This is a genomic window from Streptomyces cyaneofuscatus (assembly GCF_033109485.1).
Classification (GTDB): Bacteria; Actinomycetota; Actinomycetes; order Streptomycetales; family Streptomycetaceae; genus Streptomyces; species Streptomyces cyaneofuscatus.
Window position 1 is genome coordinate 2,229,722 of the sequence record NZ_CP137002.1, and the last position, 17,139, is coordinate 2,246,860.

Consider the following 17,139-nt stretch of genomic DNA (forward strand, 5'->3'; position numbering starts at 1 on the left):
ACCATGTCCGACATCGTGGAGGCCAGAGCCAGGACCGTGCAGGGCACGGTGCGCGGTGCGGTGGAGCGGGGTGTCGCGGTCTTCCGCGGCATTCCGTACGCGGCTGCGCCGGTGGGCGCGCGGAGGTTCCGCGCGCCGGAGCCGCCGCAGCCGTGGGAGGGGGTGCGCGACGCCCTCGCCTTCGGGCCGACGGCACCCAAGCGGCCCTACGCCCCGCCGCTGGACCGGCTGCTGCCGGACCCGGCGGTGGCGGGCGAGGAATGGCTCAACCTGAATGTGTGGACGCCGTCCACGGAGGGGCCCGCGGCCGCCGGGAAGGCCGAGGGCGCCGAGGGGCTTCCCGTCCTCGTCTGGATCCACGGCGGCTCGCTGCTGCACGGTTCCTCGGCGGTGCCGGTCTACGACGGGTGGGCCTTCGCCCGGGACGGGGTGGTGCTCGTCTCCGTCAACTACCGCCTGGGCGTCGAGGGCTTCGGCCTTTTCCCGGACGCGCCCGCCAACCGGGGGCTGCTGGACCAGCTGGCCGCCCTGGAGTGGGTGCGGGACAACATCGCGGCGTTCGGGGGCGCCCCGGACCGGGTGACGGTGGCCGGGGAGTCGGCGGGGGCGGTGAGCATCGGCGCCCTGCTGGCCACGGACCGGGCGGCGGGGCTGTTCCGGCGGGCGGTCCTCCAGAGCGGGGCGCCCGCCGCCCTCACCCCGGACGCCGCGCGCGGGACGACCGAGCTGATCGCCCGGCGGCTCGGCGTCCCCGCCACCGCCGCCGCCTTCGCCGCCGTGGACCCGGCGGCGCTGCTGGCCGCCCAGACCGAGGTGACGAGCGGCGGCAACCCGCTGACCGGCCGCAACTCCTTCCAGCTCGTGCTGGACGGCGAGCTCCTGACCCAGGACCCGGCCGAGGCGCTGCGTACGGGCTCGGCGGCGGCCGGGGTCGGCCTGCTGCTGGGGACGAACACCGAGGAGTACCGGCTCTGGTTCGTCCCGGGCGGCCTGACCGAACGGATCAGCCGGCTGAAGCTCCGCCTCGCCCTGCTGAAGTTCAAGGTCCCGAACGCGACCGCCCGCACCTACCGGGCCAACCGCCCCGACGCCACCCCCGGCGAACTCCTCGGCGCCCTCGCGACGGACCTGCTGCTCCGCGTCCCGCTCAACCGCCTGGCCGACGCGCGGGCCGGCGCCCCGGCCTCCACGTACGTCTACGAGTTCGGCTGGCCCTCCCCCGTACAGCGGCTCGGTGCCTGCCACGCGCTGGAGCTGGGCTTCGTCTTCGACACGCTCGCCCACCCCGACACGATGGCCCTGACCGGACCGGACGCCCCGCAGGAGCTGGCCGACGCGATGCACCGGGCGTGGGTGGAGTTCGCGACGACGGGCGACCCGGGGTGGCCGTCCTGGGACGCGTCACGGCCCGTGCGGTTCTTCGGGCCCGGCGCCCCGGCGCTCGTCCTTGCCCCGCGCGACGACGAGTTGCAGAGCTGGGAGCGGGGTTAGGGGCGCAGCGAGATCCAGTGCGGGTCGGGGACGACCGTGAGGATCGCCGAGACGACCACGACCGCGCCCAGCACGGCCTGTTCGCGGCGGGCCAGGCGGTGGGCGACGGCCGGGTCGGTGTCCCGGAGCATCCGCCGCCTGGCCGCCACCGCCAGCGCGCTGACCACCGCCATCAGCGCCAGCTTGACCAGCAGGGTGCGCCCGTAGGCGGAGGTGAACACCACGTCCAGCGGCAGCCGGCGCAGGGTCGATGCGGTGCCGGTGGCGGCGAGGGCCACGTACAGCCAGATCGCCAGGCGCGCGTACCGGCCGAGCAGCGCGCGGGCGGCGACGGGCGATCCGCGCCAGAGCCACATGGTCCGCAGGACGTACAGCAGGCCCCCGGCCCACAGGGACGCGGCGGTCAGGTGGACGACGGTGAGCGCGGCGCCGATCTCCGGGCTGTACGCCTCCGGGTGGGCGCGGATGGCCTCGGCGCCGATGACGACGGCGAGCGGGGCGAGGGCGAGGGCGGGCCGCTTGCTCGCGGCGCAGAGGGCGGCCAGGACCAGGCCGTTGGCGATGAGGAGGAGCAGCCCGCCGTCCCGGGTCGCGTACGTCTCGGTGATCCCGAGCCCGCTGACGGCGGCGAGCTGCACGATCTGCCCGGCCGCGGCGGCGGCCCCGGCGAGCGCGGCGTACAGGGACCAGCTCCGTACGGCGGTACGGGGGCGGCTTCGGAGGGGCCGGATGAGCTGCGGGGCGAGGAGCTCGCCGAGGTGGACGGCGAGCGCGGTGAAGAGGACGGTACGGAGGAGGGTGGTGAGCCCCGCGCCGGGTATCCGCAGCTCCCCGGTGCCGCGTGCGGCGAGCCCGGGGCCGGCCAGGGCTATGAGGAGCGCCAGGAGTCCGGCGGCTGCCAGGGCGATGGTCGCCGCGTCGGCGGGTGGTGCACCGGCTGACGGCAGACCGGGAGGAGGGGTGGCCGCCACACCAGGCCCCGGCGACGACCTGTCAGGTCCGGTCGACGACGTACCGGAGCCGGACGCCGACATGCCGGAGCCGGACGACGGCGTGCCGGAGCCCGTCGGCGGCGTCGGTGCGGCCGGATCGGCCGGAGGCCCGGAGAGGATCACGGCTCGATCGTCTCCGGCGGACACCTACCCGGCAAACCGCACAGGTCCCCCGGCCGGCCCAAGGCGGCCGGGGGTCCCGTCGCGGCTCAGGCCTTGTTCTGCGCGGCCCAGAACTCGTCGAAGGTGAGCAGGCCGTCACCGTTGCCGTCGTGGGCGTTGATGATCGCCTGGGCCACCGTCTCTGTGACGAACGGGTCGCCCAGCTGCGCCATCGCGCTCTTGTACTCGTTGGCCGTGATGAGACCGTCGCCGTTCGCGTCGAACTTCTCGAATACCGTCCGCGCCGACTCGATGTCCGCCACTGTTCCCGCCCCTTCGTGGTGCCGAATGTCGGGATCAGATTATCCGGCCGTACGGGTGACGGATGCGGCGGCCGGGGCGGGGGCCGGGGCCGGGAGCCGGCGGCCCCTGGTGCACCGGCCCTGACGTCAGCTCAGCAGCTCCGTGGCCGTCACCGCGCGCAGCCCGCGCCGCTCGATCTCGGTGAGAAGCAGGGGCAGCGCGGCGACGGTGACGGGCCGGGCGAGGCTCAGCCCCACCACGGAGCCGTGCCGGAGCTCGCCCGTCACCTTGCGCAGGACGGCCGGTACGCCGGTCGCGGCGTGGTCGAGCGACTCCACGTCGTACGAGAGGACGTGCGGGTAGCCGGCCCGCCGGGCGAGGTGCTGGACGAGCGGGGTGGCGTCGGGGCCGGGCGAGGGGCGGAACCAGGTGCCGATGGAGCCGGTGAGCCGGCGCAGCCGCCGGGCGCAGGCGGTGATCTCCTCGTACGCGGCGCGCTCGTCGAGGGCGGCGAGGTCGCGGTGGTTCTGGGTGTGGTTGCCGATCTCGTGGCCGCCGTCGAGGATCCGGCGGGCCATGGAGGGGTGTGCGTCGAGCCAGCTGCCGACGGCGAGGACGGTGACCCGGGCGCCGGCCCGTTCGATCCGGGTGAGCGCGGCGGTGGCGAGGCCGGGGTCGCCGCGGCCCTCGAAGGTGAGGGCGACGCGGGGCCGGTCGCGGGGGCCGTGGGTGATGCGGACGGGCAGGCCGGGAAAGCGGCGCGGGGCGCGTGCGGCGGTGGGCGCCGGGGTGGAGGCGTACGGGGGTGAGGGCGCGGGCGCCCCGCCGGCCACGGCCGCCGCACCCCCGGGGCTCCTCGCGCAGCCCGCCGCGAAAGCCGCCGCGAGGAGCCCGGCGCCGGTGCCCAGCGCGTCGCGGCGGCGCATCGGCGCCCTGCGTCCGTCCATCCCCGACCACCTCGCGTTCCACAGCGTCCCCGGTTTTCCCGGATTCCCCGGATCTCCGGATTCCCCGGGACACAGTAGAGGCGGAACGGGCGAAACATCCCGATTGACCGATTGTCGGAATGATCTATGAATCATTCACGCCGCGCCATAAGAATGCATGGAAAGCCAGGCGAGTGACCGATCCCACCTGTGATTCAGCTAAGAAATGACCGATTGGCCCGAGAATCACCCGAAGTGCATCTTTGGCACCGAGGTCGCCCGTCTGCCATAGTCGGATCCACGACCCCCATTGACCCGGGCCCAGGTCGTCGTAAGCGGCCGTGAACACACCCCACCTTTCACGGCCCCCACAGAAGCCCCCGCAGCGCCGCACCACGGCCGACCGGGGGCTTCTGTGCGTCCGGCACGTGTCAGCGGGTCCGGTCAGCGGCCGGATCAGCGGTCGGAGATCCGCATCTCGAACCAGGTGGTCTTGCCGCGCGGCAGCAGATCCACCCCCCACCGGTCGGAGAGCTTGTCGACGAGGAAGAGCCCCCGCCCGCTGATGTCCATCTCGCGCACCGGCATCAGGCACGGCAGTCCGCGCGAGGGATCCCGCACCTCGATCCGGATCCAGCCCCGGCGGCGCACCATCCGTAACCCGAAGACGCGGGCGCCGGTGTGGCGCACCGCGTTGCCGACGAGCTCGGAGACGAGGAGCACCGCGTACTCGGCGGTCTGCGGCGAGAGGGCCCACTGCCGGAGCACCACACAGGAGGTGAGTCGCCGCGCGGTCGCCGCGGACTCCGGCCGCGACGGCAGCCGGACTTCCCCCTCGGTCGGATTTCCGAACAACTCCAGCGCCTTGAACGCCTGTTCGTCATCCATACCCGACGTCCAGCGTGCCGCGGTCGCGCTGCTGCGCGGTCGCGGCTGATCCACACCCTCCAGGCCCGCCATGCCCACCATCATGGACGCAGAATTCGCACTCCGGGGCCGTTCCGAGGGAATCCGCCCCCCGGAACACCCTATTCCGCACAGGGCAGTTGGCATATGCCGGAGGCAGAACGAGGCGCTTCGGGGCCTCGTTGAGCTGCGGCGATGCGCGGCCCGGGCGGGATTGCCCCGAGGGATACGGCACCGGGCCTTAAGGTTGCCTTAAGGCCCGGATAATCCGCTCGGAGGGATGAACCCGCGTCAGGAGTGCATCCGGGAAAAGCGCTGGAAGAAAATCAGAGGAACTTCGCCTTCCCGGGGCCCTCCTCCACGAAGCTGCGCATCCCGCGCTCGCGGTCCTCGGTGGCGAACAGCCCGGCGAACCAGTTCCGCTCGACGGTGAGCCCGGTGTCGATGTCCGTCTCCAGCCCCGCGTCGACCGACTCCTTGGCCGCGCGCAGCGCCAGCGCGGGCCCCTTCGCCAGCTGGGCGGCCCAGGCGTGCGCCTGCTCGTAGACCTCGGCGGCGGGCACCACCCGGTCCACCAGACCGAGCGTCAGGGCCTCCTCCGCCTTGACCATACGGCCGGTGAAGATGAGGTCCTTGGCGCGGGACGGGCCGATCAGCCGGGCCAGGCGCTGGGTGCCGCCGGCGCCCGGGATCAGCCCGAGCAGGATCTCCGGCTGGCCGAGCTTGGCGTTGTCCGCGGCGATGCGGAAGTCGGCGCAGAGGGCCAGTTCGCAGCCGCCGCCGAGCGCGTACCCGGTGACGGCGGCGACGACGGGCTTGGGGATCCGGGCGACGGCGGTGAAGGAGTCCTGGAGCGCCTTGGACCGCACGACCATCGCCGTGTGGTCCATCGCCTGCATCTCCTTGATGTCCGCACCGGCCGCGAACACCTTCTCGCCGCCGTAGAGGATCACCGCGCGCACGTCCTCGCGCCGGGTGGCCTCCTCGGCGAGCTCCCGCAGCCGGTCCTGGACCGCCACGTCCAGGGCGTTCATCGGCGGCCGGTCCAGCCGGATGGTTCCGACGTTGTCGCGTACTTCGAGAGTCACAGTCATGCAGGCAGGTTAACCACTGCTAACGCGACCGGACCCGGTGCCGTCGGTCACAGCACGGGCAGGAACGATGTGGCCCCCCGGCCCCCGGCCCCCGTCCCCGGCCCCCGTGCAACAAAGTGCTTGTCTCAACCGGTCGATGACGCTTCTGTATCCACACGAGCGCCGCCGATCCGCGGTGGCGCTCCGACATCGGGGTGGGATCAGAGTTGAGCAACACGTTAGGAAGAAGCGGCCGCAGGCTGACAGCGGTGCTCATGACGGGTGTGCTGGCCGGGTCGGCGCTGACGGCGGCCACCAGTACCGCGTCGGCGACCGAAGGGACCGGGACGGCCGCCGTGGTGCCGTCGGGGCCGGGCATGGAGTTGTCGGCCGCCTCGTTCACCCAGATGACGGTGGACGAGGCCAGTCGGCGCGTGTGGATCGCCGGTGACCGGGTCGATCCGGACGGATCACGCCACGGCGAGGTGGCCGGTGTCCTCTACGGGGGCGTGGGGCCCGCCGTCGCGAGGGCTTACGGGGCCGCTCCGCTGTCCGGCGTCGCGGTGGCACCGGACGGCTCGAAGCTCTACGCCGGGCAGTCGGACCACGTCGCGAGCTACGCCCATGAGAACGGGTCCCTGTCCCCCCTCGCCCCGGTTCCCGCTCCGGCCGACGGCTGTGGCCGGGAGCTGGTGCACACCGGTGGGCGGCTGTTCTTCACCAGCCGGCCGGCCGCGTCGCCCGAGGACTGCACCGGTGCGCAGGGAAGTGTCAGCGTCGCCGCGGCATCGGCGGACGCCCCGGCCGGGGTGGTCATGTACACGGGCACCGAGGTCCATCTGGAGGGCGGTCCCGGAGGTCTGCTGGTGACCGCTCCGGAGCGCTGGTCCCCGACCGACGACCCCGACCTGGGGATCTACCGGGTGACGGACGGGGCGGACGGGAACGTGCTGGAGTTCCTGGGCGAGCGCCGGTTCGGCGAGGACGGCACGGGCCCGGGCATGGACTTCCGGGACGCCGACTTCTCCGCGGACGGCTCCGTCCTCGCGGTCGCCGACGGAGTCCGGGGGACGGTGCTGCTCGACAGCCAGGACGCCCGCTTCCGCGAGAACCCCTACGCGCCGCTGCCGCAGGGCGTGGCACCCACGGCCGTCGCCTTCAGCCCGGACGGCAAGTGGTTCGCCCAGGGCGGTGCGGCCTCGGGCGATACGGCCGACCTGACCCTGGCGTTCGCCGACCCGTCGGTCGAGCGGCAGCCGCTGCGCATCAGCTTCGAGGACGAGGGGGCCGGCCACCGTGTGGTCCCGCGGGGCATGGAGTTCTCCGGGGACGGACAACAGCTCTTCGTCGTGACCTCCGACGAGGCGGGCACGAAGTTCTGGCTGCACACGATTCAGACCCGGGAGGCCCTTGCCCCGTCGCGCATCGTGGACGTGGCACACGGCCCGGCGGTCGCCGGGGGCCCGTTCCGGGTGACCGGACGGCTGGACCTGGACGGTCTTGAGCCGACCGAGGCACCGAAGATCACGGTCCTGCGCATGAACGGCTCCGAGGTCGGCGACCTGCCGCCGGTCCCGGTCGCCGAGGACGGGACGTTCGTCCTCGAAGACGTCCTGCCGGACCAGGCCGGGCACATCCTCTACATCCTCGGCTACGCGGGTGGCGAGCACCACCAGGTCTCGGAGCACTGGCTCTCGGTGGAGACGGCCGAGGCGCCGGGCACCGTGCCCCGCGGCGGGCGGTAGACAGCGGGCCCGGTGCCGTAGGTCACGGCACCGGGCCCGCCGGGGTCCAGCTGGGGTCCAGCCGGGAAGTCGCAGGATGGCAGTCCTACTTCTTCCACTCCTCCCAGTCCATGTTCCAGCCGTTGAGGCCGTTGTCCGGCTGGATCTGCTTGTCCTTGGAGTTCTTCACGATGACCACGTCACCGATGAGCGACCTGTTGTAGAACCAGGCCGCCGGGGTCTGGTTGTCGTAGCCGCCGCGCACATCGCGCAGACCGACACAGCCGTGGCTGGTGTTGGTGGAGCCGAAGATCGAGGACGCGCCCCAGTAGTTGCCGTGCAGGAAGGTCCCCGAGGTGGAGAGCCGCATGGCGTGCGGCACGTCCTTGATGTCGTACTCGCCGCCGAAGCCGACGGTGTCGCCGTTCATCCGGGTCACCTTGAGCTTCTCGCTGATGACCATCTGACCGTTGTACGTGGTCGTCGCCGGGGCGCCCGCGGAGATCGGGATGTCCTTGAGCAGCTTGCCGTCACGGACGACCTTCATCCGCTTAGTGCTCGCGTCGACGGTGGAGACCTGGCTGCGGCCGATGGTGAACGACACCGTCTTCGCCTGCTTGCCGTAGACCCCCGGCCGTCCCTCCACGCCGTCCAGGTGGAGCTCCACGGTCACCTTGGTGCCCGGCGCCCAGTACTTCTCCGGGCGGAAGTCGAGGCGGTCGTTGCCGAACCAGTGGCCCTCGATCTCGACGGCCGGCTCGGCGGTGACCTTGATGGCCTTCTCCACCGCGGCCGGCTCGGTGATGCCCCGGGTGAAGTTGATCGAGACCGGCATGCCGACCCCGACGGTGGAGCCGTCCTCGGGCGTGTAGTGCCCGATGAACGTGTTCTCCGGCACCAGCGTGGTGAAGGTGGTGTCCTTCGCCGACTCACGGCCCTTGGCGTCCTTGGCGACCGCGTGCACCGCGTACTTGGTGGCGGCGGCGAGGTGCCGCTCCGGCACCCAGCTCGCGCCGTCGGCCGCGATCTCGCCCGCGACCGCGTTCCCCTTGGGGTCGGCGACCTTGACCGTGGTCAGCTTGCCCTGAGCGGCGGTGATCTTCAGCGCGCCGCTGGTCGCCACCGACTCCGCGCCGTCCTCCGGCGCGATCGTCACCACCGCCTGCGAGGCCGTGGTGTCCTCCGCCTTCGCGCCGGCCTTGCCGCCGCCCTTGCTTCCCGCTTCCGCGTCCCCGCCGCACGCCGTCACCAGCAACAGCATGGCGCCCAGGGCCAGGGCCAGTGGCCCCGATCCGCCGCGCCGCTTCCTGCCCGCCCCGGCCGATGCCCCCGATATCGGCTGCACGTTCACTGTGGTCGTCTCCCCTCGCTGGGCCTGGCACTGCCATGGCCCGCATCCCCCGCGCGCTGCTCATACGCGCTCCACGGCAAGATAATCACACCGTGGGCGGGGTGGATCCCCTCCGGAATGTCACCGTTCCGTCCCAAGTGGCGGGGAGAGCCGTGCAGGTGGGGCGGGGTGCGGGGCGCCCCCGGGGCAGGGGCGCCGCACCCGGGGGTCAGCGCAGGACAAGGGCGCCGTGCGCCGGGGGTCGGCGCAGGACAGGGGCGCCGGGCGCCAGGGGTCAGCGCAGGGCGGAGCCCGCCTTCCACTTCTTCCAGCCCATGTTCCAGCCGCTGAGCCCGTTGTCCGGAGCGACCTTCTTGTCCTGGGAGTTGACGACCTCCACCACGTCCCCGATCAGGGTCCGGTCGAAGAACCAGCCGCCCGGCGTGGTGGCGCTGCCGCCCTTCGCGTCGCGCAGCCCGATGCACCCGTGGCTGACGTTCTCCTCGCCGAAGACCTCCTCGTCGGCCCAGTAGTTGCCGTGCAGGAAGGTGCCGGAGGTGGTGAGCCGGATGGCGTGCGGGACGTCCTTGATGTCGTACTCGCCCTTGCCCTTCTTGTCCGTGAAGCCGACGGTGGCGCCGTTCATCCGGGTCACCTCGTGCATCTCGGAGACGACCATCTTCCCGTTGTACGTGGTCGTCTTCGGGGCCCCCGCGGTGATCGGGACCGTGCTGACCAGCTCCCCGTCCCGGCGCACCTCCATGGTCTTGGCCTCCGCGTCGACCAGGGAGACCTGGGAGCGCCCGACGGTGAACGTGACCGTCTTGTCCTGGCTGCCGTAGACCTTCGGCGCGCCCTCCACGTCCCGCAGTCCGATGTCGACGGTGACCTCGGTGCCCGGCTTCCAGTACGTACGGGGGCGGAAGTCGAGGCGGTCCTTGCCGAACCAGTGGCCGACGACCTCCACCGCCGGTTCCGCGGTCACCCGGATGGCCTTCTGCACGGCCGCCCGGTCGGCGATGGGCCGGCTGAAGGAGAAGGAGACGATCATGCCCGTGCCCACGGTGGACCGGTTCTCCGGCTTGAAGTAGCCGATGAAGCGGTGTTCGGGGACGAGGGTGGTGAACGTGGCGTGGCGGGCCGAGCGCTGTCCTGACGCGTCCACCGCCACCGCGTCGACGCTGTACTTCGCGGCCAGCGCGAGCCGGGCCGCGCCGGGATCCGGGTTCCAGGAGAGGCCGTCCTTCGCGATGCGCCCGGCCACCGTCTGCTGCTGGGCGTCCTCGATCCGCATCACCTTGACGCTCTCCAGCCGGCCGTCGGGGATCTTCACCCGGATCGGGGTCTCCGCGTCGACCTCCTTCGCCCCGTCCTCCGGAAAGATGCTGATCACATCGTTGGGAGAGCCTGGTTTGCCGTTGAGCAGGGCCTCTCTCGTATCGGTGCATCCGGTCAGCAGGACCAGCATGGTGAGCAGTCCTGCGCATGTCAGCACGGCGGCCGAGCCCGCCCGTGCGCTCTTCGCTGCGTGGTTCACGCTCCCCCAACGACCAGGGCCGCTCGGGGGAAACGTGAGTGTGGGGCCCGCGGTGGGCAGAACAGAGGGAAGGACTACCAGGAGAGGGCCGCGGCCGGGACGTCGCGCGCCCCCTTTCCGGTGCCCGTCCTCATGAGCCGCGGGAGGCGACACGGTGTCGAGCGCAGCCGAGCAGGAGGCAGTACAGGAACCGGCCGGGACGGCGGTGGAGCCCGGTCAGCCATCCGGGCGGGCCGCGCCCGTCACCGTACGTACGGAGGTCACGGGTACGGAGGCCGTGCGCGCCGAGCCCCGCGCGCCCGTCGTGTGGCCCGGGGCGCCTATGCCGCTCGGGGCCCGCTTCCGGGTCGGTCCGGACGGGGTGGCGGGCACCAACTTCGCGCTCTGGGCGGGCGGGGCCGAGGCGGTCGAGCTGTGCCTCTTCGACGAGGACGGCAACGAGACCCGCTGCCCGCTCACCGAGCTGACCCACGAGATCTGGCACGGTTTCGTGCCGGGCATCCGGGCCGGTCAGCGGTACGGCTACCGGGTGCACGGCCGCTGGGACCCGTGGACGGGCGCCCGCTGGAACGCGGCCAAGCTGCTCCTGGACCCGTACGCCCGTGCGGTCGACGGCACCTTCACCCTGCCACCCGAGGTGTACGGCCATATGAGGGACTGGCCGGACCAGCATGTCGCCGACACCGTGCGCGACGACCGGGACTCGGCTCCGTACGTCCCCAAGGGTGTGGTCGTCCACGATGACGACGACTGGGTGGAGGACCGCCGCCCCAAGACCCCGTGGGCGGACTCGGTCATCTACGAACTCCACGTACGCGGCTTCACCAAGCTCCACCCGGACATCCCGCCCGAGCTGCGCGGCACGTACGCCGGGCTCGCGCACCCGGCCGCGATCGACCACCTGACGCGGCTCGGAGTGACGGCCGTCGAACTCCTCCCGGTCCACCAGTTCGCCCACGAGGACCATCTGCTGCGGCGCGGGCTGCACAACTACTGGGGCTACAACTCGATCGGCTACTTCGCCCCGCACGCCGACTACTCCGCCTCCGGCTCGGCGGGCGGGCAGGTCGGCGAGTTCAAGCGGATGGTGCACGCCCTGCACAGCGCCGGGATCGAGGTCATCCTCGACGTCGTCTACAACCACACCGCCGAGGCCGGTGAGCTGGGCCCGATGCTCTCGCTGCGCGGCATCGACAACCGCGGCTACTACCGCCTCCAGCACGACCCCCGCCGCTACGCCGACTACACCGGCTGCGGCAACACCCTGCACGTCGTCCAGCCCCAGGTGCTGCGGCTCATCACCGACTCGCTGCGCTACTGGGTCACCGAGATGGGCGTCGACGGCTTCCGCTTCGACCTGGCGGCGGCGCTCGCCCGCTCGATGCACGACGTCGACATGCTCTCCCCGTTCCTCGCGGTCATCGCCCAGGACCCGGTGCTGCGCCGGGTCAAGCTGATCGCCGAGCCGTGGGACGTGGGCAACGGCGGCTACCAGGTAGGTGCCTTCCCTCCTCTCTGGACCGAGTGGAACGACCGCTACCGGGACGCCGTACGGGACTTCTGGCGCGGCGCGCTCCCCGACGTACGGGATCTCGGCTACCGGCTGACCGGCTCCAGCGACCTGTACGCGTGGGGCGGCCGCCGCCCGTACGCCTCGGTCAACTTCGTCACCGCGCACGACGGGTTCACCCTGCGCGACCTGGTCTCCTACGAGCACAAGCACAACGAGGCCAACGGGGAGGGCAACCGGGACGGGACGAGCGACAACCGGGCGTGGAACTGCGGGGCCGAGGGCGAGAGCGACGACCCGGAGATCAACGCGCTGCGCCGCCGCCAGCTCCGCAACCTGCTCACCACGCTGCTGCTCTCCACCGGGGTGCCGATGCTGGTGGCGGGCGACGAGATGGGCCGGACGCAGGGCGGCAACAACAACGCCTACTGCCAGGACAACGAGATCGGCTGGCTGGACTGGTCACTGCTCGAACAGCCCGAATGGCGGGAGCTGACCGAGCTGACGGCCCGGGTGCTGAAGCTGCGCCAGACCCATCCGGTGCTGCGCCGCCGCGCGTTCTTCTCCGGCCGGGCCCAGGCGCCGGACGGGCTGCGGGACCTGGCGTGGTTCACCCGGGACGGCCGGGAGATGACGGAGGGCGACTGGTACGCGCCCGCCGCCACGCTCGGCCTCTACCTCTCGGGCCGGGACATCCCGGGGCGGGACGCGCGGGGCGAGCCGGTCACCGACGACAGCTTCCTCGCCGTCCTGCACGCGGGCGCGGAACCGGTGGCCTTCGAGTTGCCGGGAGCCCCGTGGGCGGCGGCGTACGAACTGGTCCTGGACACCTCCCGGGAGGACCAGGCCGAACCGCCCGGCACGGTCCTCGAAGGCGGTACGGAGCTGACCGTCCCGGCCCGCTCGGTGCTGCTGCTGCGGGTGACGGCCTGAGGGGCGGCGCGGAAGCCGGTCGCCGGCCCCGGTAGCGCGGGATTCGGCGGAGCTCGACCAGCCGGATCAGGCCATTTCAGCCATGGCCCGTCGGCGCCGGCGGCGCTCCCGTCGGCGCGCGCGGGTGCCGTTTCGGGTCAGCGGCGCCACACGGCCACGGCCGCCGCGGCCGCCGCCAGGAACAGGCAGCCCATTCGCGTACGGAACGCGGCCCCCCGGTTCTCGACGTGGCCCCCCAGGGGCGTACCCGGGTGCTTGCGGGCGTAGTGGCCGACCAGTTGGCGCTGCCCCTCCGCCTTCTCCAGCCAGAGGGTCCTGAAGTCGCATTCGCCGCACCAGTAGCGGTTGGTCACGTCGATTCCCTGTCTTTCTCCGGGCGGCCGGGGGCTGTTCCCGTCCACGGTGGTCCCGGTGAGGGTGACCGGCCAGGTCAGGCCACCGGCCATCGATGGCCGGTGGGGCGCCGGCCGGGCACCGGTAGGCTCTCCGCCGCCGAACGGGGGGAGTGGGCGGATGGCGGAGAACGTCGGCACGTTGCTGCGCAGGCTGCGCGACCGGGCGAACCTGACGCAGGAGCAGGTGGCGCACCGGTCCGGGGTCAGCGAGCGCACCATTCGCCGGCTGGAGAGCGGCGGGTCCATGAGCCACCGCACGGACACGCTGAACCGCCTCGCCGACGCGCTGGAGCTCGGCGAGGGCGACCGGCTCCTGCTGGCGGCGACCCTGGCCGGCGGCCCGGCGGACCCCGGGTCAGGCACGGGGCCCGGGACCGCAGCCGCAGACCCGCCCGGTGCGTCGTCGCCGGGTCCCGCCCCGCCCGGAGCCTTGTCGCAGAGCCCCGCCCCGGCCGGAGCCTCGTCGCCAAGCCCCGTCCCGGCCGGGCGCGAGCCGGGGCACCGGGCACCGCCGGTCCCCGAGGCGCTCGCCGACGCCGTACGGGACCTGGCGACCGAGGTCCGGCGCCGCTGGCGCCGCGAGGAGGAGCAGCGGCGCGTCCACGACCCCTTTCCGCTGCCCGTGCGGTGGACCTCCGCACCGGCGGCCCTGGTGGACCGGGCGGAGAACATCCAGCGGCTCGGACCGGGTGAGGAGCTGGGCCGGGTCGATCTCGAAGGGGACCTGAGGAGCACCGCCGACGTCTACCGCAGGATCCCCTCCGGGCGGCTGGTGGTGCTCGGCAGGGCCGGGTCGGGCAAGTCGGTCCTGACGATCCGGCTGGCCCTCGATCTGCTCGATCCGGCGGCCCCGTACGGGCGGGTCCCGGTGATCTTCAGCGTCGGCTCCTGGGACCCGTCGGCGACTGCGCTGCGGGACTGGATGATCGGCCGGCTGCTGCGGGACCACCCGCATCTCTCCCGCCGCTCGTCCGGCGGGGCGACGCTCGCGGCCGCGCTCATCGACGCCGATCTGGTCCTCCCGGTCCTGGACGGCTTCGACGAGATCGCCGAAGGGCTGCGGCCCGAGGCCCTGGACGCGCTCAACGCGTCCTCCTTACCGCTCGTCCTCACCAGCCGGCGCGAGGAGTACGCCGAAGCGGTGCGGGCGGCGCGGTCCCCGCTCGTCTGGGCCGGGGCGGTGGAGCTCACCGACCTCACCCCCGACGACCTGGCGGACTACCTGCCCCGCACCGCCCGCGCCGTGGGCCGGGCCGACGACGACCTGTCCGAGGCACCGGCCGCGCGAGGGTCGATGTGGGACGCCGTCCTCGCGGAGCTGCGCGGGAGCGGGGACAGCAGGGACAGCAGGGACAGCGGGGACAGCGAGGGCAGCGGAGATGGCGAGGGCAGCGGGGGCCCGGCGCCCACCCGGCCGGCCGCGACCCGGCTGGCCGCGGTGCTCGCCACGCCCCTCATGGTCGTCCTGGCCCGCACGCTGTACAGCGAGAGCGCGTCGCGGGACCCCGCCGAACTGCTGGACCCCGTCCGCTTCCCCTCGGTCCGGAGCCTGGAGGAACACCTGCTGGCGGGGTTCGTACCGGCCGTCTACCGGCGCCGCGCCCCGGAGCGGGACTCCGGGGGACGGCGGCCGAAGACCCCGTACGCCGATCCCGCGAAGGCCGAGCGGCGGCTCGGCCACCTCGCGCACCACCTGGTCCGCCTCGACCACGAGCGGCAGGACCTGGCGTGGTGGCGGCTGGGCCGTTCGCTGTCGCGCTGGTCGCGGACCTGGGCCTTCACCCTGGCCACCGCCGTGAGCGTCACGCTGGCGGTCTGGATCGTCGGGCTGCTGCTCAACCCGCTGACCCTCGGGGCGGTGCTGCTGCAAGGGCTCCTGATGGGGCCGGCCGCCGGTCTCACCTTCGGCGCAGTCTACGCGCTCACCGACCGGTACAGCGGGGAGGCCTTCGAACCGACCCGGGTCCGGCTCACGCTGCGTTTCGCACACGGTGGTCCCGTCCACCGGCCGCTGCGCTCCGTGGCCCTGCGTTCCGTGCAAGGTCTGCTCGGCGGCACGGTGGCGGGCTTCGGGTGCGCGTGCGCCCTCACCCTCGAACGGGCGCTGGTCCAGCGGATACCGCTGCTCGATCAGGACGTCGTCGTCGGCACCCTGCCCAACATGGTGATCTTCGGGCTCATCTTCGGCTCGGCCGGTGGCCTCGTCTTCGGTGCCATGGGGCTGCTCGAAGCGCCGGTGGACGTCCATACGGCGGCCACGCCCGTCAGTCTGCTGGCCGCGAACCGGGCGACGGCCGCCCGGCAGTTCCTCATCCTGGCACCGGCCCTGAGCGTGACCATCGCCGTCGGCGGATACCTGATCGTCGAGCTGCTCCGCGGGGTGATGGGGCCGCTCCACTGGGAGGTGGCGGACAGCGTGCTGTTCGGGGCCGCCTGCGGACTCGGCGGCGCGGCCTCGTACGTGCTCACCTTCACCGCGTGGGGCCAGTGGCTCGTGCTCGCGCGCATCTGGCTGCCGCTGGCGGGGCGCCTCCCCTGGGACCCCGCGGCCTTCCTGGACGACGCCTACCGCCGCGGGGTGCTCCGCCAGACCGGGGCGGTCTACCAGTTCCGTCATGCCCGGCTCCAGCACCATCTGGGACGGGTCTTCCGCGAGCGGCACCCGGACTTCGCCCCCACCGCGTTCGACCGGTCAGCGATGGCCGGTCGTTTGGCCTGTCGGCCCGGCGTACGGGACACCAGCATCGAACCGTCCGGTTCCCGGCGGCCACCGCCTCGCGAACCACCCTCGACCGAAGGTTCCCGATGAAGTCCCTGCGCCTCACCGCGATCGGCGCGGTCCTCGCGCTCGCTCCCCTGACGGGTGCCGGCCTCGCGCACGCGACGGCCCCGGCCGCCCTCTTCTCGACCGCCGTCTCTGCTTCCGTCCCGGTGTTCACCGACGGCCACGGCCTGACCGTGGTGCCCGGCGGGACGGAGGTGCACAGCCCCACCGACCTCACCCTCACCGTCACCACCGGCCAGCTGTCCGGGAAGCACACGATCCGCGTCCTGCTGCCCTCCGGGTACGGGAGCGACCCCGACCGGCGCTGGCCGGTCACGTACTTCCTGCACGGAGGCGGCGGCACCGTGAACGACGTCGTGGCCGCCCCCGCGCTGCGTTCGGATTCGATGATCACCGTGGTGCCGGACGGCGGCCTGAAGGGCTGGTACGCGAACTGGGTGATGCAGAACACCGCGGAGGGCAAGGCGAACTGGGAGACCTTCCACCTCACCCAGGTCGTGCCGTTCATCGACGCCAACCTCCGCACCCGCGCCGACCGGGACCACCGGGCCGTCGTCGGCCTCTCCATGGGCGGCTTCGGCGCGCTGCACTACGCCCAGGCCCGCCCCGACCTGTTCGGCCACGTGGCCGCGCTCTCGGGCGGCATCGACTTCGGCCTGTGGCAGGTCCGGGCCGCCGTCCTGGCCACCGAGCTCAACGTCACGGGCGCCTGGTGCGCGGTGAGCAGCTCCTCCAGTTCCTCCGGCTCCGGCGAGTGCACCGGATACGGCCCCTACGTGGACAGCGACGCGATCTTCGGCTCCCCGTACCCGGTCTTCGGGGCGGACCGGGTGTGGAACGCGGTCGACCCGGCCGCGCCGTCGAACCTGGCCAAGCTGTCCCGTACCGGCATCACCCTCTACACGGGCGACAACGACCTCATCGACGTCCACACCGCGGCGGCCTCCACCACCGTCAAGTCCCGCCTGGACCAGCTGAAGATCCCCAGCCGCCTGGTGAACTACGGCGACGGCAGCTCGCTCTCGTCCACCTGCAACGGCGGGCACAACTACGGCTGCTGGGCTCCGGCCTTCACCGACTACGTCCCGCGTCTCACGGCAGCGTTCGCGTCCGCCGGCTGACCCCCCGGGAG

The 17,139-nt window shown here is 72.8% G+C and carries 13 protein-coding genes; 5 read left to right on the forward strand and 8 right to left on the reverse strand.

Annotated features, from left to right (window positions below; genetic code table 11):
• Positions 1 to 3: 3 nt before the first annotated feature.
• The gene (locus tag R2B67_RS09250; RefSeq protein ID WP_317817267.1) at positions 4 to 1,491 is read left to right on the forward strand and encodes a carboxylesterase/lipase family protein; all 1,488 of its coding nucleotides are present in this window, start codon (positions 4 to 6) and stop codon (positions 1,489 to 1,491) included.
• On the opposite strand, the gene R2B67_RS09255 is transcribed toward R2B67_RS09250, so the two are convergent.
• The 5 genes from R2B67_RS09255 to R2B67_RS09275 all read right to left on the reverse strand — a co-directional run bounded on the left by R2B67_RS09255 (position 1,488) and on the right by R2B67_RS09275 (position 5,814).
• Positions 1,488 to 2,603 (reverse strand): CopD family protein, encoded by a 1,116-nt coding sequence (locus tag R2B67_RS09255; RefSeq protein WP_317824810.1) that lies wholly within the window; start codon positions 2,601 to 2,603, stop codon positions 1,488 to 1,490. The two genes, R2B67_RS09250 and R2B67_RS09255, sit on opposite strands and share 4 nt — an antisense overlap.
• Positions 2,604 to 2,692: 89 nt before the next feature.
• Entirely contained in the window at positions 2,693 to 2,908 is a 216-nt protein-coding gene (locus R2B67_RS09260) for an EF-hand domain-containing protein (RefSeq protein ID WP_018509815.1), read from the reverse strand.
• Between the two features lie 126 nt (positions 2,909 to 3,034).
• Positions 3,035 to 3,835: a polysaccharide deacetylase family protein gene (locus R2B67_RS09265; RefSeq protein WP_317817268.1), complete on the reverse strand. Its 801-nt coding sequence runs from the start codon at positions 3,833 to 3,835 to the stop codon at positions 3,035 to 3,037.
• 435 nt (positions 3,836 to 4,270) lie between these two features.
• Positions 4,271 to 4,786 carry an ATP-binding protein gene (locus R2B67_RS09270; protein WP_018509817.1) on the reverse strand — a complete coding sequence of 172 codons (516 nt, stop codon included), beginning with the start codon at positions 4,784 to 4,786 and terminating at the stop codon, positions 4,271 to 4,273.
• 260 nt (positions 4,787 to 5,046) lie between these two features.
• Positions 5,047 to 5,814: an enoyl-CoA hydratase/isomerase family protein gene (locus R2B67_RS09275; RefSeq protein WP_026241053.1), complete on the reverse strand. Its 768-nt coding sequence runs from the start codon at positions 5,812 to 5,814 to the stop codon at positions 5,047 to 5,049.
• A 254-nt stretch (positions 5,815 to 6,068) separates the two neighbouring features.
• Between R2B67_RS09275 and R2B67_RS09280 the strand changes: the two genes are divergently transcribed.
• The gene (locus tag R2B67_RS09280; protein WP_317817269.1) at positions 6,069 to 7,538 is read left to right on the forward strand and encodes a hypothetical protein; all 1,470 of its coding nucleotides are present in this window, start codon (positions 6,069 to 6,071) and stop codon (positions 7,536 to 7,538) included.
• Between the two features lie 85 nt (positions 7,539 to 7,623).
• Here R2B67_RS09280 and R2B67_RS09285 read toward each other — a convergent pair whose 3' ends face one another.
• Positions 7,624 to 8,868, reverse strand: a complete 1,245-nt coding sequence (locus tag R2B67_RS09285; RefSeq protein ID WP_317817270.1) for a L,D-transpeptidase — start codon at positions 8,866 to 8,868, stop codon at positions 7,624 to 7,626.
• Positions 8,869 to 9,142: 274 nt separating this feature from the next.
• The gene (locus tag R2B67_RS09290) at positions 9,143 to 10,384 is read right to left on the reverse strand and encodes a L,D-transpeptidase (RefSeq protein WP_317817271.1); all 1,242 of its coding nucleotides are present in this window, start codon (positions 10,382 to 10,384) and stop codon (positions 9,143 to 9,145) included.
• Positions 10,385 to 10,661: 277 nt separating this feature from the next.
• Here R2B67_RS09290 and glgX point away from each other — a divergent pair, with 277 nt between their 5' ends.
• Positions 10,662 to 12,827, forward strand: coding sequence for a glycogen debranching protein GlgX (gene glgX / locus R2B67_RS09295; RefSeq protein WP_381074154.1), 2,166 nt, complete (start codon positions 10,662 to 10,664; stop codon positions 12,825 to 12,827).
• A gap of 137 nt (positions 12,828 to 12,964) precedes the next feature.
• On the opposite strand, the gene R2B67_RS09300 is transcribed toward glgX, so the two are convergent.
• The gene (locus R2B67_RS09300; protein WP_317817273.1) at positions 12,965 to 13,273 is read right to left on the reverse strand and encodes a hypothetical protein; all 309 of its coding nucleotides are present in this window, start codon (positions 13,271 to 13,273) and stop codon (positions 12,965 to 12,967) included.
• A gap of 67 nt (positions 13,274 to 13,340) precedes the next feature.
• Between R2B67_RS09300 and R2B67_RS09305 the strand changes: the two genes are divergently transcribed.
• Both R2B67_RS09305 and R2B67_RS09310 read left to right on the forward strand, forming a co-directional pair.
• Positions 13,341 to 16,031 (forward strand): type II toxin-antitoxin system RelB family anti-toxin, encoded by a 2,691-nt coding sequence (locus tag R2B67_RS09305; protein ID WP_317817274.1) that lies wholly within the window; start codon positions 13,341 to 13,343, stop codon positions 16,029 to 16,031.
• Positions 16,028 to 17,128, forward strand: a complete 1,101-nt coding sequence (locus tag R2B67_RS09310; RefSeq protein WP_317817275.1) for an alpha/beta hydrolase — start codon at positions 16,028 to 16,030, stop codon at positions 17,126 to 17,128. Before R2B67_RS09305 ends, R2B67_RS09310 begins: the two co-directional genes overlap by 4 nt.
• The last annotated feature ends 11 nt before the right edge of the window (positions 17,129 to 17,139 follow it).

Coding starts and splice junctions, on each gene's coding strand:
- R2B67_RS09250 (WP_317817267.1), top strand. CDS start 4: ATGTCCGACATCGTGGAGGCCAGAGCCAGGACCGTGCAGGGCACGGTG.
- R2B67_RS09265 (WP_317817268.1), bottom strand. CDS start 3,835: ATGGACGGACGCAGGGCGCCGATGCGCCGCCGCGACGCGCTGGGCACC.
- R2B67_RS09270 (WP_018509817.1), bottom strand. CDS start 4,786: ATGATGGTGGGCATGGCGGGCCTGGAGGGTGTGGATCAGCCGCGACCG.
- R2B67_RS09275 (WP_026241053.1), bottom strand. CDS start 5,814: ATGACTGTGACTCTCGAAGTACGCGACAACGTCGGAACCATCCGGCTG.
- R2B67_RS09280 (WP_317817269.1), top strand. CDS start 6,069: ATGACGGGTGTGCTGGCCGGGTCGGCGCTGACGGCGGCCACCAGTACC.
- R2B67_RS09300 (WP_317817273.1), bottom strand. CDS start 13,273: ATGGCCGGTGGCCTGACCTGGCCGGTCACCCTCACCGGGACCACCGTG.
- R2B67_RS09305 (WP_317817274.1), top strand. CDS start 13,341: ATGGCGGAGAACGTCGGCACGTTGCTGCGCAGGCTGCGCGACCGGGCG.
- R2B67_RS09310 (WP_317817275.1), top strand. CDS start 16,028: ATGAAGTCCCTGCGCCTCACCGCGATCGGCGCGGTCCTCGCGCTCGCT.